Raw genomic sequence first — 25,531 nt, forward strand, 5'->3', positions numbered from 1 at the left:
CACTTATTTTTATAAAAACAAAAAAGACATGAAACACTTAACCTTGAAGGTCAAGCATTTCATGTCTCACACGTAATTCTTTTACAATTTTAATTCAATATCGGCAGCTGCTTTTAGTTCTTCAACATGAGCAACAAGCAGTTTTTGCTGTTGTTCTTGATTAATCATTCCTTCGATTTCCTGACTCACTTCTTCAAGCGGTGGCATCTCTTGTCCAGCTTCTTTTGAAGTGGCTGCAGCTTGATCATAGTATTCTTTAATTTCCTTTTCTGACACTTTTCCAGCTGGAGCTACTTTTTCCAGGTACTTGTCAAATATAATGGATTCAGCGATTTGAGCTTTCAATGTTTCTACATCCATGCTTTGTGCTTTGAGGGCTTTCTCCATTTCTTTTTTACCACCAAATTGCTTTTCAAATACTGAATACTCTTTGTCAATTTCGGATGTAGATGCTTTTAATTTTGCTTCTTGCGCTTTTTGAAGAATCAATGTCTGGTTCACAAGTGACTCAAGAACTTGCGCTTTTACTTGTTCAGCGGCTTCTTTGCTTGACGGGTCTTGTCCCATTTGTTGCATTTGCCCTTGGATTGCCGTCAATGCTGTATTATAGTCCTCACCTGTCAGTTCTTCTTCATTTACAACAGCCACAATCGTTTTCTTATCAACTTGCTGTTCAGCTAGTTTCGCTTGCATCTCTTCCGCAGCTTCTTCTTGTTCTTTAGTTGCTTCTTGTTGTTCTTTAGTTGCTTCTTCTTCTTTAGGTGCTTCTTGTTTTGTTTCTTCTTTAGGCGTTTCTTCTTTTGCTGCTTTATCTTCTTCACCGCAGGCAGCTAAACTAATTGCAAGAGCACCTGCTATAAATGGAAGTAGGACTTTTTTGTACTTCATATCGTTGAACCCCTTTCAAATCTTTCGCTTCTTAATTATTAAAGCTTAAATAGCATCTTACACGAGAAGTGGTCGAAAGATAAACCGATATCCCTCCATGACACTAAATTGTCACCTAGATGTATAGTAACTAACTGATGGATTACTACATTTGGTAAATGTTGTTTATTTTAATGTTATCAATTATACTGAGTTTGTTCGAATTATTAATTATCCACAATTACTAGGTAGGGGGAAGGAAAATGAAACTAGGTGCATTCTCTGTAAGTCTAAGTGTAAAAGACATTCATAAATCAAAATCATTTTACGAAAACCTAGGATTCCAAGTCTCAGGCGGGGATATTACCCAAAATTGGCTTATTTTGAAGAATGATAGTAGCGTAATTGGACTGTTCCAAGGAATGTTTGATCAAAATATTCTGACCTTTAATCCAGGCTGGAACCAAGATGCCAACAATCTCGATTCGTTTACGGACATTCGGGATCTTCAAAAACAACTTAAAGCAAAAGGAATTGAAATGCTGACCGAAGCAGATGAATCAAGTTCAGGGCCTGCGAGTTTTACAATTGAAGATCCAGATGGTAATCCCATTCTTGTAGACCAACACAGATAGATAGCAGTACCCACCACGCCTCTTTACAATGCGGACCACGGTGGGTCGTTTTGTTTTAGGGGGATTCGCAGAAAAAGCAAAAACACCAGTAACTACCACTTTTCTTATGTAGTTTACAAACCCCCATTGTCGGCAATGATTAACGTGCATAGATTAATCATTTATACGAAGGAGCATGAACAATGGCCAATCAAAAACAAGATATCGTCACATATTTCAAAAAACTGGACCGTGGCTTTTTCATGGATGCGCTCAAAGAATTCGCCTATATGGATGAGGCTATTCCAATCGGCCATGAACAAACGATTTCCCAGCCTTCCCTCGTACTCGAAATGACATTGGCTCTCGATTTGCAGTCTCATTCAAAAGTGCTTGAAATTGGAACGGGATCCGGCTACCAGACCGCCCTACTCGCTGCGTTCTCAAACTCCGTTTATACAATTGAACGGATTGCTGCCTTGCATGGACAAGCTAAAGAAAGATTGAAGAAAGCTGATTTCACCAACGTCCATTTTAAGCTAGATGACGGTAGCACTGGGTGGGACGAGCACGCTCCTTATGATCGAATTATGGTGACCGCCGCTGCTGCCCAAGTGCCACGCGAGTTAATAGATCAACTTGCTGTCGAAGGAAAAATGATCATCCCCGTAGGAACACCCCTCCTACAGGAACTCTTGCTTTTGGAAAAAGACAAAGGTGGAGGAATCCATACGACAATTTTGGATGAAGTGAGGTTTGTTCCACTGAAAGGGAAATATGAATAAGTTACAGCATTTATGCAATTACCTCTCTATCCAAAACCGTCGAACTACCGTTCCGTCATCTTCAATAAAGCTTTTGTCCTCAACTCCACCATTCTTTACAATTGTCTTAGCAGATCCAATATTATCATAATTACAAGTTACCAGTACTCGACGGATTCCCAACTCATCACATTTCTTTAATGCCTCAGCAAGAATCCTTGTCGCATGTCCTTTTCTTCGTGCTGCAGGCCGCACTCCATACCCGATATGTCCACCGACATTCTGCAGATAACCTGTCAGCTCGTGCCGTATATCAACCATTGCAAGGACTCTGTTATTTTCATTCACTAAGAAATAATTCGTGCTAGGCACCCATTTCCCGTCCCCAGTCTCCCGGATCTGCAGAGCTTCCAAATAAGCTTCATAGCTCTCGTAGCCTGTGAGATTGAAACTACTAGGAGTCATCCGAGGTTCATCCCATTCATTCATATAAGCTTCATGCTCGTTTTCCCATTCAATGGAAGGTCTAACCAATCGCATATCCATTCCTCATTTCCACTTGAGTAACTTACGAAGTAAGGATGACTCCTGCAAATCCCCCTGTCAAAACTACCTTATTCTCTTGATTCTTGCAGCTGAAGGAAGCCGTGATGGCGATTCGGTTGTTTTCCTGTTTTTCGTATTGTTCAATTTCCACGTCACAGATGATGGTATCTTCCGTAAACACCGGTCTCAGAAACTCGAAATTCATCTTGCGGGCTAAAACATTATGGTCCCCACCCACTTTTGTCGGCAAAGTTGCTGTCAATAAACCCTGAACAACGAGTCTTCCTTGTTCTTCCGGAGTTAGATGGTGATCTCCTTCATCACGGGAAACCTTCGTAAATAATTCCACGTCCTCTTTTGTGAACGTCCGTTCAAATGAAATGATATCCCCTACTTGTAAAAGCAACTCCATTCCTCCCTTTTGTCCTTTTATATAGTTCCAAAGCATGACTTCGTTCCAATTCACTATCAGTTACATAAGAAGTTTTGATAATCCCCAATTCTTCAACTTGATGTTCTGGTTCATCCATTCCTTATCGGGTGCCTGATATGGAGCGGAAGCCATCAATCTTCCATCCTGCCATTCAGCCGCGCCGGAACGAAGCATCTCATCCAGCAGAATTCCCACGAACTCTTTTGGTTGGGCACGGAAAGCGTGACGTGCAAAATCCTGAAACCAACCGCATTGCAGCAGGTAGTTTTCGAGCTCCTCTTCAGCCAATCCGTCTTTTATAATTAAAGTGAACGAGAAAATCCGTTTGCAGGCATGCCATGAAACTTTTTCAGGCGCGCCGAGCCACTTATCAAACCGTTTTCTTGCTGCATCAATGGCAGCTTGAGGATCGTCTATTTGAGATCCATGTCCAGAATATGCCTGTCGAACCGGGATCTTAGACAACCGTTCCAAACTCTCCATAGACCGGTGGATCGATGCAACACCCTCCCGAAAGATATTTAACCAGCCAATATCTTTTTGATGAAAAAGATCTCCTGCTATCAATATCTCCTCTTCAGGGTCATATAAAGAAATATGTCCCAAAGTATGCCCAGGTGTGTGGAGGACCTTTAAGATTCTGCTCCCTGTATCAATTTCATCGTTATCTGACAGCTTTCGATCTACCTGATAAGGTTCCACAGGCTGGTCTAACCATTCCGCACTGCAAGCTTCAGGGTCAGCAACATTAATTAAATCGGCTTCCCATTTATGCGCGGCAATCGTTACGCCATATTTTTTTTGAAAATGAAAATTGCCACCCACATGGTCACTATGATAGTGCGTGTTTACAATAAGTTGCAATTCTTCCGGTGATACACCTGTTTTTTTAATCAATCGCTCAGTTTCATTCACATCACTTCCAAAACCACTATCAATAAGGATTGGTAGTTTATCCTTGATAAGGATCATATTTGCACTTGGAAATCTTCTTTCAATAAAGATAATGTCGGATTGTTTCACAGCTGCTCCTCCTTACATTCATCGATTGGAAAAGTGTTAGAATAGTCAATCATACACATCATACCAAATTGAAAGAATAGTTGATATATAGTTCCGGATTTCTTAATTTAAAATAAGGAACTATTGAGCTATTTTAATGTGGCATGAAGGGCTTCCATTGAATTCTTCAATGATTTTTGTAGACTAACTCCTCACTACTAATTATTTGATACGCAGGATACTTTTTCTGAAATAACGCTCGGACCGTTTCATCATAAAATCGAGCTATTTCTCTTTCTTCATTAAAAGCCTTTGCAAGTACAGCTGGTGTTTCTACATTATCCGGAAAATAGGTCGGCATTATTTTTGAAACTCGTTTGTAAAATAATTTCCCTATTCTCTGCGTTTCTTCTACGTCTAATCGATACAATCCTTTAAACACGTACTCGAAACCACCCAACTCACTTTTCACATGTGCAAATAAAGCTAATTCATGACGCAGTTTGTGAAGTCGTTTTTCTAAATATTCTTGGTTTTTCACCGGGTCAAAGTTAAACTCTGTAAAATGCTCGTCATCCGCTTCCAACTGATTATTCCAGTCCCCATTCGGATAAAACTTTAACCCTTTTATGTCAATCTCACTTTGAAACTTATGGCGTGCTCCACTATGTTGAAGCCCATTATAACCAGCACCAAAACAATTACAGCAATCACTTACCGTTTTAAATACAGGATGATCATTGGCATCTATAAAGCCTTTTCGTATATAAGTAATTGGATTATATTCCGCTTGAAGATCCCAAGGTGAAAATCCGTCTTCCGCAATCAACCTATGAATCTTTGATACAATAGAATCTACTTGCATATTAACTTCTACTATATTATTCGATACAGTAACTCGGAACACTTCACAATCCAAAGCTTGTACAATATCATTCTGACGTATCTTATCCCTTATCAACATTTCCCCCGTCTGATGATAAGGCTCATCGACTTCTACAATAATACCAAATTGGGGAAAGTAGATATCCGCGAGTGCATAACTCTTAGTAGCCAAATCCCGAAGAATATACTGCTGCGTAATCATTTTTACATCTACATTATTTATTAAATGCCAAATACGTGAAACAACATAATTCTCATCATTCTTTTTATTTGTTTTAGATAGTTGTTTTTTTATGAATTGATACTTATCCAAGATAACTTCCTACTTTCGACTATTTATAGTAATGACTTACACTAGAAGTTAGATAAGTTTAACACCATATATAAGAACAATGGTAAATACTTTAATGCAGTAAAATTTATAAATGGGCGCGATTCGTCTATACTAAATTTATCCCCAACAATTAAAAGGAGGTTTCACAATGGCGTATGTATTACAAGTTGATTTCTATCAAGAAGGACCTTTTGGTGCAGAAATGGTTGGTGCGTTTAAAGATTTGGCAAATAGCATTAACGAAGAAAAAGGTTTCATTTGGAAGATTTGGACGGAGAATGAACAAACGAAGGAAGCCGGCGGTATTTATTTATTCGAAAGCAAAGCAGATGCTGAAAATTATTTAACCAAACATACAAAACGATTGAATGGTTTTGGCATTACGAATGTCAACGGAAAGATTTTCGAAACAAATGATGCATTGACAACAATCAATCACGGCCCATTGGAATAAGGGATGAGTATCTAATAACATTTTTAAAGTAAACTGTAAAAACAAAAAAATGCACAGTTTTGTGCGTTTCAGACTGTAGACAAACTCCAGAAATTTTGGTGTTTGCCTACAGTCTTTTTTCTTTTACAATGGAATACAGCCTGAAAAGTTGATTTCCGCTGCGAGCGGACGCTTTCCGTGGGCACGGCTTCAGCCGCTTCCCTCGCTGCGCTCAGTGCAGGGTCTTCAGCTCGCGCTGTTCCCGCAGGAGTCGCCGCTCTCGCTCCAATCAACAGTGTTTCCTAAGTATCAAATGAGGTGATGGATATGATGACGAAGAATCAAATTCATGAACGGGAAGCGCAAGATGCACACTGATTAATCACCGTCGAAAACGCCAGCTACGGGGTAATAGAAATATAAATAGTAATGGAAAATGGCTATTTTTCGTAAACAAAACATTAGAAAAACAAAAGGGCTGGAAATCAATTTGATTTCCAGCCCTTTTGTCTACAGTAAGAAACGCACAGTTTTGGGCGTTTTTTTGTTTTTGATAAAACAGTTTCTCTTAATATACTTGTGAGTTCAAGAGATTTAATTCGTTTTATAATAGTTGAAAACTTATGCTAAAAAGTTCCTATTGCTCTAACCCACTCTACCTTAATAGATTGACCCGATCGATTGAAGTCATGTGTAAACTTTGCTTCTTTTTCATTTAACACTTGAGCATTACATGAAACGATTTCGTTGTTATAATGTAAATTCACTTCATATTGGCCAGGTGCTGGTAATGAGTAAAATGGGTATAGTCCATTTTCGGGGCACCAATTCACTGAATAGAATTTGCCTAGCAACTTCCGGAGTATGGGAATATTCCCTTTTTCCAAAGCTTGACGAATACGTGTTGAACTAATCTTTTCCCCATCATATTCCATCAACTCTAGTGCTGACACTTTAAAATGTCCAGCTCCTTGTTTTTCAAGTGACTGAGTACACCCACTGCCACGGGATCCATAATGAAAATCAACCCCACACACAACATGCATCGCATTCAATCCTATCAAAAAGCTTTGTACGAAATCGGCAGATGAAAGACTAGCGAGGTCTTGGTCAAAATGAACTAAAAACAATTTATCAATACCAAGCTCCTCAAGTACTGCTTGTTTATCTTCAAGCGGCATTAAATACTGAAACGAATTTGGTGAATTGGTTACGATTGTTTTCGGATGTGGAAAAAAGCTCATTACTGCTACTGGAACTCTATTAATCTCTGCCAATCGTTTAGCCTCTTGAATGACGGATAAGTGGCCTTTATGCAAACCGTCAAAAAAGCCAATTGCAAGTACTTGCTGTTGAAATTGATTTTGCCATTGTTTAATCGTTTGACTTGTTAGATGAATTGTTTGCATAAAAAGCCCTCCCGCATTAAATTTGAACCGCTAACCTCTGGGCAACATCATAGATTAAATCCTCTTGACCACCAACCGCCTTCATGCGACCTAATTCAACCAAAATATCCCGTTCGTCAACACCAAAACGTTTGGAGGCAACCTGTGTATGCAAGAGGAAACTTGAATACACACCAGAATAGCCCATGATTAAGCTTGAACCTGTTATTTCTTGTGGTCTTGGCATATATTTTGCAACAACATCATTTGCGACATCCATGATTTTATAAAAATCAATGCCTGTTTGGTACCCAAGACGATCTAGAACGGCAACCATCACCTCTGTTTGTGTGTTCCCACTTCCAGCGCCTAAAGCACGTAAACTGCCATCGATATATGTAGCACCCGCTTCAACTGCTGCAACTGTATTCGCCATAGCCATTCCTAAATTATTGTGCCCGTGGAAACCGACTTCGCAGCCAACCGATTGCTTTACTGCGGAAATACGATCAGTAACATCCTGTGGTAACATATACCCTGCAGAATCAGTTATATAAATGATCTCCGCACCATAGCTTTCGAAGAGTTTTGCTTGTTCTACAATCTTCTCTACTGACGCCATATGAGACATCATCAGAAAACCAACTGTTTTTAGTCCTAACTCACGCCCTAATGCAATATGCTGAGCGGCAACGTCTGCCTCTGTAACATGCGTTGCGACACGGACCATTTTCGCACCTGCTTTTACGGCATCTTGCAAATCGCCCTTGACACCTATTCCAGGAATTAACAGCACTGAGACTTCCGCTTGCTTACACGCATCTGCTGCAACTTCGATTAACTTTAACTCGTCATGTGCAGACAAACCGTACTGCAAAGATGATCCGCCAAGGCCGTCTCCATGGGATACTTCAAAATAACGAATGCCTGCTTCATCTAACCCTTTTGCTGTTTCAAGCACTTGTTGCGGAGTAAAAGAATGAGACATCGAATGGCTTCCATCACGAAGTGTTACATCTAATATTTCAAATGATCTTTTTTCCATTTGTCCCTCTCCTTACGCATTAGTCGCCGCTAGTTCTTTTGCCATTTCATTGGCTACTTTAGCTGCTGCAGCAGTCATAATATCCAAGTTACCTGAATAGGCAGGGAAGAAATCGCCCGCACCTTCAACTTCTATAAAGACCGTTACACGCTGCCCATCAAATTGTGGAGCCCCTCGTAAACGATAGCCTGGTACATACTCTTGAACTTCTATTACCATTTTCTTAATAGAAGCAATAACTTTTGCTTCATCGAAATTCGCATCTTTGATCAATGCATTTACTGTGTCACGCATAATAACTGGTGGCTCTGCAGGATTCAAAATAATAATCGCTTTTCCTTTTTCAGCTCCACCCACTTCTTCAATTGCACGTGCTGTTGTATGTGTAAACTCGTCAATATTGGCACGTGTACCTGGACCGGCGCTTTTACTAGCAACCGTTGCCACAATTTCCGCATACGCTACAGGTGCAATTCGACTAATTGCATAGACAATTGGAATCGTTGCTTGTCCACCACACGTAACCATGTTGACATTTGACGATGCGAAATTCGCTTTCAGATTAACAGGTGGTACAGTGAAAGGACCGATTGCTGCAGGCGTTAAATCAATTACTTTCTTTCCAGCAGACGTTAGTAAATCGCTATGCGCTTTATGTGCATATGCACTCGTCGCATCAAACACGATATCGACTAAATCTAAACGCTCCATTAACCCATCAATACCAGTAGAAATAACTGTATAACCTGCATCTTTCGCGCGTTTTAGCCCTTCAGAATCTGGATCAATCCCTACCATGACACTCATTTCGAGTGAATCGCTGCGTTCGATTTTATACATCAAATCCGTGCCAATGTTCCCTGAACCTATGATTCCTACTTTTAATTTCGTCATACTTTCACCTCTGCCGCTTGAAATGAAATGCTTACTTCGCCTAACTCACCGAAATCTGCTTTAAAGTGGTCACCATTAGTAAATGGTAGCGCTTTAGATAATGCACCTGACAGGACAAACATGCCTGGTTGAATGCTAATGTCATAACGACTCACTTCATTTGCTAACCAGACTACCGCATTTAAAGGGTTTCCTAGTACCGCATCACTGGTCGCTTTGTCGATGCATTCATCATTTTTATATACCGTCATGCCTATTTTAGCGATATCAACATTCGGTAATAGCGTCTTTCGTGCACCTAATACCGCGCCAGCTGATGATCCATTATCTGCAACTGTGTCTTCAAACTTAATGCGCCAATCTTCTATTCGACTATCAATGATTTCAATTGACGGTACGACATAGTCCGTAGCTTCAATCACATCTTGTATCGTCACATTCGGCCCTTTTAGAGCTTCCTTAAAGACAAAGGCAATTTCAAATTCTACTTTTGGCTGTATGAATTGTTCTGTATCAACAGCCAAATGTTCATCAAAAACCATCGTATCTAAAATGAATCCGTAATCTGGTGTATGCACATTTAACATTTCTTGCATTACTTTGCTCGTTAAACCAATTTTTAAGCCTTTTACGACGGCTCCTTCGCTAACTTTTCGCCCTATTTGATGCAGTTGAATGCTGTAGGCATCATCAGCAGTAATATTTAGTTCTATTTCAGTTAAAGGGGCAATGGGCTGTTTAGACAACTCTGCATTTAGTAGCTTTTGTGCTATCGCCTGAATTTCCATGAACTCACCTACTTATAATTTATTTGTTTCTAGTGCTTTTACTTCGCTGTATTGCCCACCAAAGAAGAGGAGAGGATTTTTTTCTTCTAGCTTAAGATCAGTTACTCTCCCGATAAATAGTGTATGGTCCCCTTCTTCATATACAGATGCGACTTCACACGTTATTTGTGCAATTGCACCATCTAATACAGGTAGACCATCTAAAGTTGCAAACTGCACTTCTCCTTGAGGCTTTCCAGCAAAATGCTGTGAAACCTGTTGCTGATCTTCAGCTAAAATATTGACTGCAAATCGTTTTGACTGTGTTACTTTATCTAAAAATCGCGCATTCTTTCCAACGGAAATCACAACTAATTTCGGATCTAGCGAAACAGACATAAAGGCATTCGCTGTCATTCCATGTATGTCCCCTTCATGAATTGTGGTTAATACCGTTACACCCGTTGCAAATTTACCCATCGCTTTTCTGAATAATAAATCGTCCATTTTAAATTCTCCTTTAAATTGTAATATTAAGCTAAAGTAAGCACGAGAACCGTCTCTGTGCTTACTCTAGTTTCAGTTTTTAAGAAAAGCCAGGATGTGTTCAATAAACGGTTCTGTTTTTTCAATTTGTGTCCAGTGACCACACTCATTAAATAAATGTAGTTCTGCATGTGGTAGTAGCTGGATAAATTTATAACTCGTTTCTTCAAATGGGATAACTCGGTCATTTAAGCCATGGAATAATAAAGTTTCTGTCTGAATATTTTCAATTTCTTCGTCCGACAATGCAATTTCATCCAATCTTTCTTGTCGTGAATCAAAGAACATCGCTGCAAAAGCTTCTTTGGTCTCAGGTTTAATACTGGCTTCGTAACGTAAACGGACAAGTTCCTCATTTTTTGCTGCGTTTTCATCATAGGAGAACAGTTGAATTAATTCTTGCATCGATTCAAAGCTAGGCTCATACCCCCAAACGCGATCTAAACCGTAGGATACTTTATGCTTTACCCCACCGCTACCCATTAAAATTAACTTTTTGACTAAATCGGGTCTTCTATGTGCTACATGAAGGGACAGTGCTCCTCCGAATGAATTTCCTACTAAATATACAGGCTCATCTGATACTGCTTCTATAAAACCAATCAGATGGTCTACCCACAGATCAAGTTTGTAGTCATCTTTAGAAACTTTATCTGTGTCGCCAAACCCAACGATGTCCGGTGCAAATACATGTAGTGATTCACTTAAACGTGGAATAACGAGTCTCCAGTTTGCAAATGCTGACACACCGGGACCAGATCCATGTATTAATATCATTGTTTCTTTGTTTTCCGAACCTTCTTCATGGTAATGCGTGTTAATGCCATTGACATTCATATGTTTTGAACTAATTTCCAAGTAAAACCCTCCTATTACCTTTTACAAGGCTTTATACACAACGTTTGAGCTGATAACTACTAAAAAAAAGTAGGAAAGAGGAACGCAACTCGTCCCTCCTCTTTCTTGTTGGCAAAATGTATTGATTTCCATCAACTAATTCGATAGGTTCAATTTATACTGCTAATTGCTGTAAAATCGTTAATTTTTCACAGTCTCTTTGCTTTTTACCGGTGTTCCATATATGAGAAACTCCTGAGGTAATTTAGTGCCATGCCATAGAATAGCCTTATCAATATCTTTAACATTCCATTCGATTGTTTTCCAATCCGGGTCAAGGATTAGATAGCCCGAATCACCAAATAGTTCGATACGGTTTCCACCTGGTTCGATAACATACATACACATTGCCTGAGTCACACCATGTTTAATTGGACTGACTTCAATTTCGTATCCGTTATCCAATAGTAGGTCTGAAACATCGGATAAATGTTGTGGATAGCCATACCAGTAGCAAAGGTGGTGTAGACGCCCCCGTTCTCCTGATTGATCTCCCGTAATAGCAATATCATGAACCAAGTTACTAACGCTTAACCAAGCAGCAACATCCGTATTATCATCAGCTAAAACACGTTCGCGAACTTTGAATCCAAGTGCTTCCTCTAAAAACTCCACATTTTTATTTGTTTCACTTGCAAATAAATTAATGTGGTCGATACGACGGACAGGAACACCGCGGTTCGGACGTTTTTGCGGACGATTTAATAATGGCGTTTTCTGATCATCAGCTGCTTGATAATATTCAACATCCCAGAAAACTTCCATCAAATGACCATCTGGTGAGTTGAACTGATAGGCACGACCATGACCGACATCTCCATCAATCCAACCAATGCCGTAGCCCATTTTTTCAATCTGTGCTACACGGCGCTCAAGTGCTTGAGGAGATGTAGCTCTTAGAGAAAGGTGACCTAAACCAGCCTCATGATTTTCCGTGAGAATTAATGTATTATGGTAATGATCCTCATAGGCACGCATATAAACGGATTTACCTTGACGAGCTATCTCACTCATCCCCAACATTTCTCTAAAAAATTCAACAGACTCCTCTAATTTAGGGCTATAAAGCTCAACATGTGCAAGATGTGCAATATCAAAAATATTTTCTTTTGTCATTTTATTTTCCTCCCATAAGTTTATTTTTTATATTTTTTATTTAATATGATAACTAATTCACCAGAAGGGATGTCCGTTTAATCCTAGAATCGATTTCCCATACCCTACCATTGCGTCTTCATACAGATGTGATGGATGTGCAGCAACTGCAAGTATGTCACGAACAAATCTTTCTGAATGCTGATCTTTGTAGATTGAATTGCCACCAAGTATTGTTAAAATTCGGGTTGCCGCTTCAGTTGATCCTTTTGCAACATACGCACGCATCGCGAACAGCTGTGCACGATCTTCTTCTTCTAACGTCCGAATACCATTTTCTTGATAATAAGTTAATTGATCCATGTATTGCTTAGCTACAGCTTTTAAGGCCGTTAACTGTATGGTAATTTCTCCAAGCGTACGCTGGGCGCTGCCTCCGTCTTTTTCGCTTGCATTATTGTTATAAATACGAACGCGTCCCTCTGTCTTTTCTTTAAAGTCGCGGACGAGGCGTTCCAAACCACCAATTGCAATTTGTGAAAATCCAGATAAGAAGTATGTGAGATAAGGAACATTGAAAAGTTGGTAGTCCTCTTCGTAGTTTCCATCCGGTGCAGTGGCACCTTCAACTACTCTCTTTACTAGGAAAATTTTATCTGCAGGGACATATAAATCATCTACTTTAACTGCATTACTGCCTGTCCCACGTAATCCGATCGGATCCCAGTTTTTAATGATTTCTGTATCTTTTTTATGGACGATATACAAGCCAAGCTCCGGCTCCTCGCCATCTCTCATTTTATGAACAGCACCTAGGCCAATCCAATCACTCCACAATACGCCACTACAGAAATTCCATTGACCACTGATTCGATAGCCTTCTCCATCAGGGTCATCTGTAACTTTTCCAACTGGTGCAAAAACATCAGCTAGTAAAGCTTTACTTTCGTATAATTCGTCTCGGCTTTCTTTTGGTAAAAATGCTGGCCAAGTATCATGAATAATGGAGAAATAAGTTATCCATGCAGCCGAAACATTATAGTTGGCTACTGTTCGAATGATATCGCCAAAGGTATGAAAGTCTAATTCTTGACCACCATATTCTTTTGGTCTATGAAGATTTTGAAATCCAACTTCTTTTATTTTTTCAATGACGACATCTGGCAATTGTGCATCATTATCTGCTTGTAATGCATGCTTTTCAGCTAACTCTCCAACCTCTTTGGCTTTTTGAAGCAACTCTTCTCTGTTAGCTGTTTTTCGCTGAACCTCTAAAGTACTAATTGACAATTTAATTCCTCCTTTTGTTTGTTGTAAGCGCAATCATTTTCGTAAATGACTCTGTCTATCTAGTTATTATTATATTCTCTGTATATTCTTTAATATAGCTATCAAAAGTACGGTAGTTTATTGTCTATTCGAACTTTATGTACTAATCAATTCTTGTTAATATTCAAATAGACCGTATTGAATGGGTTTTCTGATGAATCTATTTTACATTTTTCTTTATATTGTGATATGTTGGTGAAGTCACAAATGATGCAACCGCTTACTTTCTAAATATTGCGACTAGAAATAGAGTGATATCTAAATTAGTTTTATATAGAAGCGGAAAGAAGCTATATTTATTAATTTTAGTGTAAAACGTTTAAATACTCTTTCGAGAAATACTAGTTATTTAAGAAACTATGGCTATTTTATTAGTATTAAAACTGAGATTCCATCCTCTTATTGATCCGCCATCTATCAGCATTAAATATTATAAAAAAGTAATTAGCAGTTCACTAACTTCTAATAAAGCATATTGAAATAGAAGGTCAAAAATCTGAGCAAGGAGTGAATGACCATGATTCCTAATCCGTTGCACTTGAAGGATGCGTTTGACTTCCCAAGAGAGACTGTTGTAAAAGAATTGTATGAACGCGTGATTTCGATACCTATTGAAGCTAGAACTGCATTAAAAAAAGAGCTTGTTTCAGTAATTGGCGAGGAGCGAACAAAAGGACTATTAACACGATATGGCTGGCATTGCGGTGTGAGTGATGCGGGAAAAGCAAAGCTATTTGAGTCAGATAGTGTTTGGGATTTAGTAAAAGCCGGTCCTGATTTTCACAGGTTACATGGTTATCTAGATAAAGTAGAAATTTTAGAAATGCGTACCGATGAGGAACAGCTCGAATTTGCTGAAGTACTATGGATTAATACATTTGAAGCAGAGCAACATTTAAAAACACACGATTTGGGCACCGAACCGGTTTGTCATACATTATGCGGCTATGTTAGTGGATACTTATCAACAGTCTTACAACAACCTATCCTGGTGAAAGAAATAGAATGTCGTGCTATGGGGCACGAACATTGTAAAAGCATTTCTATGCCTATTGATAAGTGGGGAGACGAAATTACGAGTGAGTTAGGGTATTATCAAGGGACTAGTATCATTAAAGAACTGGATGAAATTACAGAGCAGCTAAAAGCCGAACGCGACCATTTAAATAAAGCCAATGATATCCACCAGCGTTTAATTGAGGAATTACTATCAAAACAAGGGATTCAAAAGGTTGTCGACATTTTATATGAAACAACGGGTTTAACAACCTTTATCGAAGATGAAAACCATCAAATTCTTGTTCAAGCAGGTCATCTTGATAAACCGCTTGATTTACGGAAGTTCATATCAAAACAAACTACTTTTAAGCGCTATTCAGATGAACTCTCATTATTACGCACGCCCATTTTCTATGAACAGCAAATAAAAGGCTATTGCTCATTTCTATATACCGGACAAGATGAACCTAACGACCTTGACTATATGATCATAGAAAAAGCAGGATTGACATCATCAATTATCTTACTGAATGAAAATATTAAAATAAATACAGAGCAGAATATTAAACGGAGTTTTTTAAATGATATTTTAGAGCGTCGTTTAACAGAAGATGAAATGTATAAAATCTCTTATTATTTGGGTTTCAACTCCTCTACTACCTACTGGATGCTCACATTCGACCGTAATGTGAAGGAAACCGAAAACGAAATTGTATTTAATGAAGAGTTAATTCGACATATCAACTTGTATTTAAATGAGCGCAATATTAATTCAATCGTTTCACATAAGCTTGATAAAGTTATTGTTCTAATTGAATACCCTTCTTTTGAAGATTTGAATATAGCTCAATCAAAATTCATCAATCAATTATTAAAACATTGCTCGCGGCGATTTTCTAAATATAGATTCTCCGTAGGCGTAAGTACAGTGATTTCAAAGTTTATGGATATCTCAGTGCTATATAATGAAACGTTAGCTGCCCTACGTGCCATAAACGAACAGTCAAATATCTCTTATTTTAAAGAACTCGGTATTGAAAGTGTATTGTTCCAAATACAAGATGAAGTGCTAATTGAGCGCTTTGTAAATCAGCATATTGGCAAACTGCTAGCGATAGATACAGACTCCGATCTAATCAAGACACTTTACACTTATATAGATAATGGCAGTAGCATTAACAATACAGCAAAGAAAATGTCGATGTCGATTAGTGGTTTACGCTATCGGCTCACTAAAATTAGCGAAATCTTAAATCATGATTTGACGGATACACAGGCTTTATTTTCTATTTACTTAGCCATTAATATTTTAAAGTCAAAAGGTACAATTACTATATAATGTAAGCAGTCTTGTCATTTAGTAACGTGGCAATGCTTTTTACTTGGAAATTAGCAAATTAATACCTTCTGAACTAGTGTGAGTTTAAGTGTATTGTGACATTAATACTCCCCAATATGTGGGTTTCTTCTCTGGTAATTTATTAAAGGCTGAGTTGCAACAGCACTTACTTTTTGAAGATCCACTCACTTTCCGGTCGATCATGCGGCGTTATATTCATAATGAAGTATCCGATAATTAGCACTAAGATAACAAGCGAATACAGCAAAGTATCTAGTGCTTGATTGTGGTCAACAATTATGAGTCTTACCATGGCAGTAATCCCGATGTAAATAAAATACCTCATTGGAAAATGATAATCTTCTTTAAAGTATTTTACGATCATCGTGATAAACTCAAAATATAAAAAGAATATAAGTATGTTGGCTAGGAATACCTTATAATCATTCGTTTCTTTATGAAACAACAAATGGCAGAAAATGATTAATTCCTTAATTAATAAAAATGACAAGATTATCGCCAGGAAAACGAGGGAAATATTCAATACGACTTGGAGTGTTTTGGGGATAATTTGAAAAACAAAGTTGAGCACTTTTTTCCACTTAACTATATAAATCATCCTCCGACTTGTTTGAAGTATTATACAAATTAACGTGAATAAATTCAGCGAACAATTTATATAACCCACCCTCTAATACTACCAAAGGATAACGATATAAATTCTAAAGTTTCTGTAAATTTCACTAATTTCGGCACAATGGAAAAATCTTTGTATATCCGTAATGTCCAACAGCGTAGATCACTTCCCTCTCATTGCACTTTCGCAAACAATTAGGGAAGATGCTTTCACCATACATTTTTATATGCGTGAACCCCTACTCCCCTAACACCAAATTGGCACGACCACTTGATGCCCGTATTTTTGATGCTCAATATCAACACACAAAAAATCACCTTCAGCAAGAAAGATGAGGTGATTTTTTGTATTATATATATATTAGCAATTCAATTAGACTTGGTCGATATTAGAAAGTAATAACTCCAAAGACAATTGCTGCAATAATCATGACAAAACATGAACCTAATGCCCACTTAATAATAAACTTTTGGTGGTCTCCAAAATCTACTCCGGCCATACCAACAAGTAAGTAAGCGGAAGCAATTAAAGGGCTCATCGCATGAACTGGTTGACCTAGTATAGACGCACGCGCAATCTCTACTGGATCCACACCATAAGTTGCCGCAGTTTCAGCCAAGATTGGCAATACTCCAAAATAGTAGGGGTCATTTGCCATAAAATAAGTAAACGGAATACTTGTTACAGCTGTAATGACCGCAAAATACGAACCTAAAGATTCTGGAATTACAGCAACTAAGCTGTTGGCCATCGCATCAACCATTTCTGTTCCAGATAAAATCCCTGTAAAAACACCTGAAGCAAAAACTAACCCAACAACTGCAAGTACATTTCCTGCATGATTAGATATTCTTTCTTTCTGATCATCTAAATTCGGATAGTTAACCATAAGCGCAATGACAAAGGCAATCATGAATAACGTAGATAACGGTAATACAGAGGTTACTAAACAAACAATCAGAGTAATTGTTAAAGCAAGATTAAACCATAACAATTTCGGACGCTTAATGTCTTCTACTGTTGTAGTTGCAGCTAGTTGACTTATAGCAAGCATCTCATCCTTTGAGTATTGAATCTCGACAACTCCCAATCTATTGCGCTCTCTTTTCCCAAGAATAAACGCCGTAAATAAAACCCACATAATTCCCGCAATCATAACAGGGATAAGAGGTATAAACACATCTGACACATCAAGCTGTAGTGCAGCTACCGCTCTTGCCGTCGGTCCACCCCAAGGTGTCATATTCATGATACCAAATGAAAGCATCGCAATACATGTTAATATGAGCGGATTCATTCCAATACGCTTATAAAGCGGAAGCATTGCTGATACCGTAATCATATAAGTAGTCGTTCCATCACCATCAAGTGCTACTGCCATCGAAAGGATAGCCGTACCTAAAACAATTTTTAGTGGATCTCCCTTAACAATCGATAAAATTTTTGAAACAAGCGGATCAAATAAGCCCGCATCAATCATCACTCCAAAATAAAGTATAGCGAACATTAACATTACACCAGTCGGTGCAACTTGCTTGATTCCCTCTAACATCATTTCACCGATGCCAGGTCCAAATCCCCCTAGTAATGCGAACAAAATAGGTATCGCAACTAACGCAACCAACGCGGACATTCGCTTTGTAATGATTAAAAATATAAATACGACGATCATTGAAAAACCTAAAAATGCTAACATACTATTCCTCCTATATTGCATTTCCACAAAAGTCGTCTATCAAATATGACAAACAATTTAAGATTTTGGATATTATCTATTAATATAGAATAGTAATATGCCTATGTAAACGTTTACAAAGTATTGTTATTTAAATTCTTAATAGCTATTTTGTTCATTTAGTCCATAATCTGATAATGAATTAGTCCGCATAGAAAAACGCTTGGTTAAATCCAAGCGTTTTTCTACTAATTTATGTTGTGGATAAGGGCCACTAAATAAATTGAAATAAAGAACCCATTGAACCCGCTACGGTGGATATTAATCCTGATAACGCCAATTTGACAAGCGACAAAATGATTTATAATGATTTTACCGATTTCCCGAGAATGTCCTGTCTTCCAAATAGATATCTCAAAAAAATAGGCACGATGAACAATATGAAAAAAACACGAAACAACTGATAAGCGGCGACCATAGATACATCTGCATGAACCGCATGAGCTGTAACACCCATTTCCGGTAAGCCGCCTGGAGCTATACATAAAAATGCAGTTGTCATTGTAATCGGATATATCATATGTAAGCCATAAGCTAAAACGAGAGCAAAACCGACAATTAATAATCCGCAAATAAACGAGAACAGCAGTAGCTTTCTCGAGTTTTTCAACATATTTAATTTTATTCCAAGGCCAAAGTGTATCCCTAAGCAAAGTTGTGCAAGTACGATAAGAATTGGAGGAAGTTGAGGTGTTTCAAAGCCACTTACCATTAAAATAGCCGATGAGAGTAAGGGCCCTATAATCCACGGAGTTGGAAATTTGAAGTTGACTGCACATGCAGTGACGACTAGAACAATCGCAAGAACCGTAATAACCTGAAAAATACTCCCGTATTCGATTTGCGCAACTGTATCGATTGTAGGTTTACCCTTTTGTGTTCCAGCACTTGAGAATGCATGAATCGATAATGTCGGTACAATGAAAATAACGGTTAACATCCTTATCGTTTGCATCAATGTAACTATTGTCGAATCCGCTCCCTTAATCTCTTCGCTCAATACGACCATTTGGGATAAACCACCTGGTGTCGTCCCCATTACAGCACTCTGTATGTTAATGCCGGTTAGCCTTGAAACAAAAAAAGCAATTCCTAGTCCGAAAACCACCATTAACACAGTAATAATCGTCATTGATGGCAATTGATATACAATCTGTCTAGCACTTTCAATCGTAAACGATAAGCCCATACTATAGCCTAATAACATCTGCCCTCCATTTCTAAAACTGACTGGCCAATATAAATCTCGTTTTGAGAGGAGCTTCCACATCAAAACTGCAGTTAATGGTCCTAACATCCATGACAATGGTAAATTTAGTAGCGTGAATAAACCCCCACCTGCTATTCCGCATAATAAAGCTTCTATAAATTGAAGTTGTCTTGGTTTTTTTCTAGTAAGTAACTTTGTGATTGATGTAAAAGTCATGATGTCCTCCATTTACACTACTCATTTACAAATGAACAAAACGAGGCTGATCCCGGTCGTGTCATCACTCTTAATCCTTCGTATGAAACGGGGGAGGTGTTAACACTTAAATCTCCGAGTCAACCTCGTCATTATAGAGTCCCTATTAACTAGCAGCGTCGAAGAAATGATCGTTAAAATAGACAACATTGGAAAGAATTTTTCTACCTTTTATTTTTCGAGTTAATTCTCTTGCCTCTTGCTCATCTTCGAATTCATACATTTTAATACTACCTTCATCCGTATAAACAGTTATAATCCACATATATCCGTTCCCCCATCAGTGTATTAAAAAGTAACGATGTAGACTAGCAGTGAGATTTGATCCACAGTTGTTGTCGTATACTTTTTCCATAATCATAAAGCTATTAAAGCAGGAAGTATATATTACGAAAAATTAATTCATTGAAACCTTTTAAACTATTTTGTTTATAGTGTTCAAGCGCTACTTTTCATCTCCATGAACCTTCATTAATGTTTCATACATTTTCACTTGTTCTTCAAGAAATTTAGAGGTTTCATTACTATTCTTATAAAAACCTTTCCACATATACTTCTTTAGTATTTGTTCCCATTCTTCTGTTCTCACCATTTTTTCAAGCATCGTATCCCAGTATTGAATTTCATCCTTCGTCATATTCGGCGGTCCCATAATACCGCGCCAATGCTGGAAAACCAAATCAATTCCTTCTTCTGACCACGTAGGAATTTCAGGTAGCTCTTTTAACCTTTCATCGGAGGAGATAACGAGTAGTTTCACTTGATTTAAATCATAATATTTTTTAGCCTCCGCTAAAGTCATTGTTGCAACATCTATTTGTTTTTTTAATAATGCCTCCACTACTTGAGCACTGTTTTCGTAAACAAAAAAGCCAAGTTCTTCAGGATGTAGCCCAACTTTTTTGCCTGCTAATACAAAAGAGAGCTGATCGTCATTCCCCAGTCTTGGAGAGACACCAATCTTATAAGCATGAGGTGTTTCTTTCAGTTTATACATCAGGCTTTTTGCACTACTTATAGGTGAATCCTTCGAAACAATCACAACTTCCCATTCCGTAGCCAAAGTAGCAATTGGTGTGAAATCTTTATAGGTTATTTGACTTTGACCTAATAAATGATTGGTAATAAGCAGGCTGGAATTGATAGCTAAAACATGATCTTTTTCCTCTTTGGTAAATTTCCAACCTAGCTCTCCACCTGCTCCTATTTTATTAAGCACACGAATATCCCCGTCAAATAAGTTCTCACTCTTTAAAACATCTTGTACCGCCCGCGCTGTTATGTCCCAGCCTCCACCAATAGAGCTTGGAGCAATAATCGTTACTTCATCTATAATTGCTTCCTGATCCTTTTCTTGAGAACATCCGCTGATAAGTATGGTGAAAAATACAAAAACAACAATTATTTTTTTCCTCATTGTTCATACCTCGTTCATTTAATCTAATACGCATTGGCGTATTTACTTCCCGTTTTTCATCAATTTTGTTCGAGAAACTCTCCAATTGAACCTACAACAGGCGCCGGGAGACTTTTACTGAATGAAGTTCAGTCTTTTTGTTAATCTACAAAATAATATTTTCGCTGAGGTCTTCCTACAATTCCATATTCATGTTTAGCCGTGCAGTCACCTATCAAAACAAGATACTCTAAGTACCTTCTTGCAGTTGTTCGAGAAACCCCCAACTTTTCACCCATTTCTTCAATGGAAACACCCCTAAGTTCTTCCACCACTTCTTTCACTTTCTTTAAAGTATGACGATCAACACCTGTAGGGAGATCTTTTTGGCTGATAGTTGTCTGAGTAGAGGTTCCAAAGAATCGATCAATCAGTGTTTGATCCACTTCTTCTCGATTACCAAGTAATTCTTTCTTCTTTTTATAGTTTTCAATCGCTTCAACAAATTTCTCCATTGTTACTGGCTTTAATAAATAGTTACACACACCATATTGGATAGCCCTATCAAGCATCGCTCTTTCAGTTGCGGCAGTCACCATGATAATATCGATTGCCGGATAACACTCTCTAATTTTCGGTAATAAATCTGTACCAAGTTCATCAGGCATATAGACATCTAGTAGAAGTAAATCCACTTCATTTTCACCTAGAATTTCCATTGTTTCTTTTGCATTTAGCGCCTTCCCAACCAGTGTTACACCCGTTACCTTTTGTAAAAACTGTTCTTGTACTTGTGCAATTCTAAAATCGTCCTCCGCTATTACAACTTTTATCATTTTGTTCTACTCCTTACTCTATTCCGAAACCTTTTTTGGAAGATAAACTGTGAAAATAGACCTTTCATTTCGTTCAATACTCACTTCAATTGTTCCACCTAACGAATCTACAATGCGTTTCACATTGAATAGGCCATACCCTCTGTCTTCACCCTTAGAGGAGTATCCTGAAGAAAACAATGTATCTAACAAATCCTCCGGAATCCCTATTCCGTTATCTGTTACCTCTATAATAATATCGTTTCCAAGTCCAGTAATTGAAAAAGTCACTTTTCTCTCTTTCAGATGTGCGACTGCATCAAATGCATTATCGATAAGATTTCCGATAATAATAACAACATCTGTTACCCCTATGTGACTTGGCAAGGAATCCACATAACTATCAGCATCAATTTCAAGGATAATCTTCTTCTCTGATGCCTTTCCAAGTTTGCCTAAAAGAATAGCTTGGACATTTGCATCATGAATTTGGTTAAATAATATCCGATTTCGATGCTGATGAATGGTAGATTCTTTTTGGATAAATTCAAATGCATCCTGATATCGTTCTAATTGTAATAATCCTGATAACAAATATAATTTATTGGCATACTCATGCGTTTGCGAACGAAGTCCCTCTGAATAATCACGAACCTCTGATATAGTATTCATAAGCTTTTTTAATTCTGTTTTATCCCGGAAACTAGTAACAACACTTACAACATATTCATTTTCAATGATAGGGATTAAATTGAATATGAAAACTTTTTCGTTAATCAAGACCTCAACATTATGAATCGCTTTTCCTGTCTGTAAAACTTCATTTATTCTAATATTTTGGAGGACATGATGGATATGCTGACCTATAATATCTTCTTCCTGAAGATTCAACATGGACTTTGCGGAATGATTAATTAAAGTTACTAATCCATTTTCATCAATAGCCATAATGCCTTCCTTGACGGATAAAAGAATTGCACTCCTTTCCCTGAACAATGAAGAAATTTCATGCGGTTCCAGTCCCAAAGTATCTTTTCTAATGCTTCTTGTTAGAAAAATGCCGCCAATGATTCCTAAAAGTAAAACAATCAATGATGCAATGATAATGGTTTTAATTCGATTATATATACTTTGATAAATATCCCATTCCAAAAACTCGACAGATACTGTTCCAATCACCCGAGTATATGCCCCGTAGTCCGCAATAATAGGAGCCTTCCCAACTAAAACCGAACCTTGCTCTCGTTCCACCTCAAAAGTGTTAGAACCTCCAAAAATTAACGCATGATAATTTGTATGGTCTAAACTCTCCTGACCAACTTGGCTTGGATTTACGTGCGAATATATGATTCCCTCACGATTTTCAATGATAATATTTGCCGCATGCACCTGATCTTTTACTTGCTCAGCAACTGGTCGAAAATGGGCTTCTACTTCCTCTTTTTCAATAGCATCCCTTAACTCCGGCATGAGAGAAATCGTCTTAGCCGATTGCAAAGCTAATTGTTTTACTTGATTCCTTGTATCAACGGATTGCAAGTAAGCAAATATGCTTGCGAGAAGAATGATGAGTAAAAGGATTAACGTACTAATTAGCCCTAATATTTTTGTTTGTAGCGAGATTTTTTTCAGTTTTTTCATTGTCTTAACTCTTTTCTTAAATTACTGTCATTTTAATCATAGCATTTTCTCATACTAATTTATAGCGTACACCGTCCTCTCATAATGAGGTGCCTATGTGATCAACAGACAATACAATCATTCACGATTATCCCTTACACTAGCATTTCACATTAACACTGGGAACAGTAAAAAGACAAAACATCTCAATGATATTCTGCCTTCATTTGTAACCCTATGATTTTTATACTACAGATTTACGGAATTCTTTTTGAGAGAAATCCATACTCTTTTTAAATTTATTATTGAAATAGTCTAGGTCAGAATAGCCAACTCTTCCGGCAATCTCTGGAATTCATATCGTATCCCTCATGTAAGCTAAAAAATACGCTTCACGTCGAGGTGAGTCCATCCATTCTTGTGTATAATTTGTGTAAAATGATTTCATAGTGTTAAGAGCCGCACAAAGCGACTCCACACTTTTTCACAAATCAAACGCGCAAGTTTTCAACGATTGTAGCAATTCCCATTCCGCCTGCGATACAGAGAGTGACAACTCCATATTTCTTGCCTGTTCTTTCAAGTTCATGTACCAATTTAGTCAGTAAAATCGCACCCGTCGCGCCAATTGGATGACCCATCGCAATGGCTCCGCCGTTTGGATTCACTTTGCTGTAATCCAGTCCCAACTCATTCACACATGCAATAGCTTGGGCAGCAAAAGCTTCGTTTAACTCCACTATATCTAAATCTGCCATCGACAAGTTGGTTTGTTTCAATGCTTTCAACGTTGCATTAACAGGTCCCATGCCCATCAGTTCAGGCGCACATCCAGCAGAAGCTTGCGCAATAATTCGCGCTTTCGGTTGGTATCCCCGCTTCAATGCTTCGTCTTCGGACATGACTAACAACGCAGCTGCGCCATCATTACGTCCACTCGCATTACCAGCAGTGACTGTTCCGCCTTCTTTGAATACGGGTTTAAGAAGGGCTAGCTTTTCCAAAGTTGTTTCTCTTGGATGCTCGTCGACTTTAAACTCGATAATGCCTTTGCGCGTTTTCACCGGATAAGGGGTAATTTCCTTTTCAAAATGGCCTTTTTCGATTGCATTTTTTGTTTTTTCTTGACTGCTTAACGCAAATTCATCTTGTGCTTCTCTTGAAATGTTATATTTCTCTGCGATATTTTCTGCTGTAATCCCCATATTTAGATCGCCATAGGTTTCTTTAGGCTGAGACCCTGGTTGACTAGCGGTATTCGGGTCTTTTAACGTTACATCTCCTGATTTCGTTCCAAATCGCACACTATTTACATAGTAAGGAGCAGTACTCATCGATTCCGCTCCGCCGGCAATAATCATGTCACTTAACCCTGTTTGAATTTGTTGCGCAGCAGAGTTGACGGCTTGTACACCAGAACCACATTGTCGGTGAAGTGTATAGCCAGGTACTTCAACAGGTATGCCAGCACGTAACATCGCGACTCTTGCTAAGTTCGATGCATCCGAACTTTGTTTTGCTTGCCCTAAAATGACTTCTCCAACAGCGCTTTTATCTAACTCTGTTCGACGAATTAGCTCTTCAATCGCATGGGAAGCGAGGAAGTCCACTGTTTCATTGCCGATACTACCTCCAAGTTTACCGATAGCTGTACGCACTGCATCCACGATTACTACATTTTTCATG

The 25,531-nt window shown here is 38.2% G+C and carries 25 protein-coding genes; 4 read left to right on the plus strand and 21 right to left on the minus strand.

Annotated elements, in window-relative coordinates; all coding sequences use genetic code 11:
* Positions 1-81 precede the first annotated feature (81 nt).
* Positions 82-888 carry a SurA N-terminal domain-containing protein gene (locus AC1TO4_RS05730; protein ID WP_482104526.1) on the minus strand — a complete coding sequence of 269 codons (807 nt, stop codon included), beginning with the start codon at positions 886-888 and terminating at the stop codon, positions 82-84.
* Positions 889-1,130: 242 nt separating this feature from the next.
* On the opposite strand from AC1TO4_RS05730, the gene AC1TO4_RS05735 reads away from it, so the two are divergent.
* Both AC1TO4_RS05735 and AC1TO4_RS05740 read left to right on the plus strand, forming a co-directional pair.
* The gene (locus tag AC1TO4_RS05735) at positions 1,131-1,502 is read left to right on the plus strand and encodes a VOC family protein (protein ID WP_482104527.1); all 372 of its coding nucleotides are present in this window, start codon (positions 1,131-1,133) and stop codon (positions 1,500-1,502) included.
* Between the two features lie 182 nt (positions 1,503-1,684).
* Positions 1,685-2,266, plus strand: coding sequence for a protein-L-isoaspartate(D-aspartate) O-methyltransferase (locus AC1TO4_RS05740; RefSeq protein WP_482104528.1), 582 nt, complete (start codon positions 1,685-1,687; stop codon positions 2,264-2,266).
* Positions 2,267-2,284: 18 nt separating this feature from the next.
* Here the strand turns inward: AC1TO4_RS05740 and AC1TO4_RS05745 are convergent, their stop codons facing one another.
* The 4 genes from AC1TO4_RS05745 to AC1TO4_RS05760 form a co-directional block, all read right to left on the minus strand.
* On the minus strand, positions 2,285-2,791 hold the full coding sequence (locus AC1TO4_RS05745; protein WP_482104529.1) for a GNAT family N-acetyltransferase: 507 nt from the start codon (positions 2,789-2,791) through the stop codon (positions 2,285-2,287).
* 22 nt (positions 2,792-2,813) lie between these two features.
* A complete protein-coding gene (locus AC1TO4_RS05750; protein WP_482104530.1) occupies positions 2,814-3,197 on the minus strand; it encodes a hotdog family protein in 384 nt (127 codons plus the stop codon).
* Between the two features lie 66 nt (positions 3,198-3,263).
* Positions 3,264-4,247 carry an MBL fold metallo-hydrolase gene (locus AC1TO4_RS05755; RefSeq protein ID WP_482104531.1) on the minus strand — a complete coding sequence of 328 codons (984 nt, stop codon included), beginning with the start codon at positions 4,245-4,247 and terminating at the stop codon, positions 3,264-3,266.
* Between the two features lie 166 nt (positions 4,248-4,413).
* Positions 4,414-5,424, minus strand: coding sequence for an AbaSI family restriction endonuclease (locus AC1TO4_RS05760; RefSeq protein WP_482104532.1), 1,011 nt, complete (start codon positions 5,422-5,424; stop codon positions 4,414-4,416).
* Between the two features lie 169 nt (positions 5,425-5,593).
* Here AC1TO4_RS05760 and AC1TO4_RS05765 point away from each other — a divergent pair, with 169 nt between their 5' ends.
* The gene (locus tag AC1TO4_RS05765) at positions 5,594-5,899 is read left to right on the plus strand and encodes a monooxygenase (RefSeq protein ID WP_482104533.1); all 306 of its coding nucleotides are present in this window, start codon (positions 5,594-5,596) and stop codon (positions 5,897-5,899) included.
* Positions 5,900-6,504: 605 nt separating this feature from the next.
* Here AC1TO4_RS05765 and AC1TO4_RS05770 read toward each other — a convergent pair.
* From AC1TO4_RS05770 to AC1TO4_RS05805, 8 genes are all read right to left on the minus strand, one after another.
* A complete protein-coding gene (locus AC1TO4_RS05770) occupies positions 6,505-7,287 on the minus strand; it encodes an adenylyltransferase/cytidyltransferase family protein (protein ID WP_482104534.1) in 783 nt (260 codons plus the stop codon).
* A 16-nt stretch (positions 7,288-7,303) separates the two neighbouring features.
* A complete protein-coding gene (gene dmpG, locus AC1TO4_RS05775) occupies positions 7,304-8,311 on the minus strand; it encodes a 4-hydroxy-2-oxovalerate aldolase (RefSeq protein ID WP_482104535.1) in 1,008 nt (335 codons plus the stop codon).
* Positions 8,312-8,323: 12 nt separating this feature from the next.
* Positions 8,324-9,205: an acetaldehyde dehydrogenase (acetylating) gene (locus AC1TO4_RS05780; RefSeq protein WP_482104536.1), complete on the minus strand. Its 882-nt coding sequence runs from the start codon at positions 9,203-9,205 to the stop codon at positions 8,324-8,326.
* A complete protein-coding gene (locus AC1TO4_RS05785; protein WP_482104537.1) occupies positions 9,202-9,993 on the minus strand; it encodes a 2-keto-4-pentenoate hydratase in 792 nt (263 codons plus the stop codon). Before AC1TO4_RS05785 ends, AC1TO4_RS05780 begins: the two co-directional genes overlap by 4 nt.
* A 12-nt stretch (positions 9,994-10,005) precedes the next feature.
* Positions 10,006-10,479, minus strand: coding sequence for a flavin reductase family protein (locus AC1TO4_RS05790; RefSeq protein WP_482104538.1), 474 nt, complete (start codon positions 10,477-10,479; stop codon positions 10,006-10,008).
* Positions 10,480-10,551: 72 nt separating this feature from the next.
* Positions 10,552-11,376, minus strand: a complete 825-nt coding sequence (locus AC1TO4_RS05795; protein ID WP_482104539.1) for an alpha/beta fold hydrolase — start codon at positions 11,374-11,376, stop codon at positions 10,552-10,554.
* Positions 11,377-11,556: 180 nt separating this feature from the next.
* The gene (locus AC1TO4_RS05800; RefSeq protein ID WP_482104540.1) at positions 11,557-12,531 is read right to left on the minus strand and encodes a catechol 2,3-dioxygenase; all 975 of its coding nucleotides are present in this window, start codon (positions 12,529-12,531) and stop codon (positions 11,557-11,559) included.
* Positions 12,532-12,588: 57 nt separating this feature from the next.
* Positions 12,589-13,800: an acyl-CoA dehydrogenase family protein gene (locus AC1TO4_RS05805; RefSeq protein WP_482104541.1), complete on the minus strand. Its 1,212-nt coding sequence runs from the start codon at positions 13,798-13,800 to the stop codon at positions 12,589-12,591.
* 556 nt (positions 13,801-14,356) lie between these two features.
* Here AC1TO4_RS05805 and AC1TO4_RS05810 point away from each other — a divergent pair.
* Positions 14,357-16,177 (plus strand): helix-turn-helix domain-containing protein, encoded by a 1,821-nt coding sequence (locus tag AC1TO4_RS05810; protein WP_482104542.1) that lies wholly within the window; start codon positions 14,357-14,359, stop codon positions 16,175-16,177.
* 166 nt (positions 16,178-16,343) lie between these two features.
* On the opposite strand, the gene psiE is transcribed toward AC1TO4_RS05810, so the two are convergent.
* From psiE to AC1TO4_RS05850, 8 genes are all read right to left on the minus strand, one after another.
* Positions 16,344-16,796 carry a phosphate-starvation-inducible protein PsiE gene (gene psiE / locus AC1TO4_RS05815; protein WP_482104543.1) on the minus strand — a complete coding sequence of 151 codons (453 nt, stop codon included), beginning with the start codon at positions 16,794-16,796 and terminating at the stop codon, positions 16,344-16,346.
* Positions 16,797-17,202: 406 nt separating this feature from the next.
* Positions 17,203-18,510, minus strand: coding sequence for a CitMHS family transporter (locus AC1TO4_RS05820; protein ID WP_482104544.1), 1,308 nt, complete (start codon positions 18,508-18,510; stop codon positions 17,203-17,205).
* Positions 18,511-18,850: 340 nt separating this feature from the next.
* Complete coding sequence (locus AC1TO4_RS05825) at positions 18,851-19,975, minus strand: AbrB family transcriptional regulator (RefSeq protein WP_482104545.1); 1,125 nt, start codon at positions 19,973-19,975, stop codon at positions 18,851-18,853.
* Positions 19,976-20,120: 145 nt separating this feature from the next.
* Positions 20,121-20,279, minus strand: a complete 159-nt coding sequence (locus AC1TO4_RS05830; RefSeq protein ID WP_482104546.1) for a hypothetical protein — start codon at positions 20,277-20,279, stop codon at positions 20,121-20,123.
* 180 nt (positions 20,280-20,459) lie between these two features.
* Positions 20,460-21,431: a tripartite tricarboxylate transporter substrate binding protein gene (locus AC1TO4_RS05835; RefSeq protein ID WP_482104547.1), complete on the minus strand. Its 972-nt coding sequence runs from the start codon at positions 21,429-21,431 to the stop codon at positions 20,460-20,462.
* Positions 21,432-21,571: 140 nt separating this feature from the next.
* Complete coding sequence (locus AC1TO4_RS05840) at positions 21,572-22,246, minus strand: response regulator (protein WP_482104548.1); 675 nt, start codon at positions 22,244-22,246, stop codon at positions 21,572-21,574.
* Positions 22,247-22,264: 18 nt separating this feature from the next.
* Entirely contained in the window at positions 22,265-23,866 is a 1,602-nt protein-coding gene (locus AC1TO4_RS05845; RefSeq protein ID WP_482104549.1) for an ATP-binding protein, read from the minus strand.
* 470 nt (positions 23,867-24,336) lie between these two features.
* The gene (locus AC1TO4_RS05850) at positions 24,337-25,530 is read right to left on the minus strand and encodes a thiolase family protein (RefSeq protein WP_482102002.1); all 1,194 of its coding nucleotides are present in this window, start codon (positions 25,528-25,530) and stop codon (positions 24,337-24,339) included.
* Between the last annotated feature and the right edge of the window lies 1 nt (position 25,531).

The sequence above is a fragment of the Sporosarcina sp. Y838 genome (assembly GCF_056786515.1).

What these genes read in the sequence shown, in the direction of transcription:
- AC1TO4_RS05740 (WP_482104528.1), top strand. Translation starts at nt 1,685, where the DNA reads ATGGCCAATCAAAAACAAGATATCGTCACATATTTCAAAAAACTGGAC.
- dmpG (WP_482104535.1), bottom strand. Translation starts at nt 8,311, where the DNA reads ATGGAAAAAAGATCATTTGAAATATTAGATGTAACACTTCGTGATGGA.
- AC1TO4_RS05830 (WP_482104546.1), bottom strand. Translation starts at nt 20,279, where the DNA reads ATGTGGATTATAACTGTTTATACGGATGAAGGTAGTATTAAAATGTAT.
- AC1TO4_RS05790 (WP_482104538.1), bottom strand. Translation starts at nt 10,479, where the DNA reads ATGGACGATTTATTATTCAGAAAAGCGATGGGTAAATTTGCAACGGGT.
- psiE (WP_482104543.1), bottom strand. Translation starts at nt 16,796, where the DNA reads ATGATTTATATAGTTAAGTGGAAAAAAGTGCTCAACTTTGTTTTTCAA.
- AC1TO4_RS05810 (WP_482104542.1), top strand. Translation starts at nt 14,357, where the DNA reads ATGATTCCTAATCCGTTGCACTTGAAGGATGCGTTTGACTTCCCAAGA.
- AC1TO4_RS05820 (WP_482104544.1), bottom strand. Translation starts at nt 18,510, where the DNA reads ATGTTAGCATTTTTAGGTTTTTCAATGATCGTCGTATTTATATTTTTA.
- AC1TO4_RS05845 (WP_482104549.1), bottom strand. Translation starts at nt 23,866, where the DNA reads ATGAAAAAACTGAAAAAAATCTCGCTACAAACAAAAATATTAGGGCTA.
- AC1TO4_RS05765 (WP_482104533.1), top strand. Translation starts at nt 5,594, where the DNA reads ATGGCGTATGTATTACAAGTTGATTTCTATCAAGAAGGACCTTTTGGT.
- AC1TO4_RS05770 (WP_482104534.1), bottom strand. Translation starts at nt 7,287, where the DNA reads ATGCAAACAATTCATCTAACAAGTCAAACGATTAAACAATGGCAAAAT.
- AC1TO4_RS05730 (WP_482104526.1), bottom strand. Translation starts at nt 888, where the DNA reads ATGAAGTACAAAAAAGTCCTACTTCCATTTATAGCAGGTGCTCTTGCA.
- AC1TO4_RS05825 (WP_482104545.1), bottom strand. Translation starts at nt 19,975, where the DNA reads ATGACTTTTACATCAATCACAAAGTTACTTACTAGAAAAAAACCAAGA.
- AC1TO4_RS05745 (WP_482104529.1), bottom strand. Translation starts at nt 2,791, where the DNA reads ATGGATATGCGATTGGTTAGACCTTCCATTGAATGGGAAAACGAGCAT.
- AC1TO4_RS05835 (WP_482104547.1), bottom strand. Translation starts at nt 21,431, where the DNA reads ATGAGGAAAAAAATAATTGTTGTTTTTGTATTTTTCACCATACTTATC.
- AC1TO4_RS05800 (WP_482104540.1), bottom strand. Translation starts at nt 12,531, where the DNA reads ATGACAAAAGAAAATATTTTTGATATTGCACATCTTGCACATGTTGAG.
- AC1TO4_RS05840 (WP_482104548.1), bottom strand. Translation starts at nt 22,246, where the DNA reads ATGATAAAAGTTGTAATAGCGGAGGACGATTTTAGAATTGCACAAGTA.
- AC1TO4_RS05785 (WP_482104537.1), bottom strand. Translation starts at nt 9,993, where the DNA reads ATGGAAATTCAGGCGATAGCACAAAAGCTACTAAATGCAGAGTTGTCT.
- AC1TO4_RS05735 (WP_482104527.1), top strand. Translation starts at nt 1,131, where the DNA reads ATGAAACTAGGTGCATTCTCTGTAAGTCTAAGTGTAAAAGACATTCAT.
- AC1TO4_RS05850 (WP_482102002.1), bottom strand. Translation starts at nt 25,530, where the DNA reads ATGAAAAATGTAGTAATCGTGGATGCAGTGCGTACAGCTATCGGTAAA.
- AC1TO4_RS05780 (WP_482104536.1), bottom strand. Translation starts at nt 9,205, where the DNA reads ATGACGAAATTAAAAGTAGGAATCATAGGTTCAGGGAACATTGGCACG.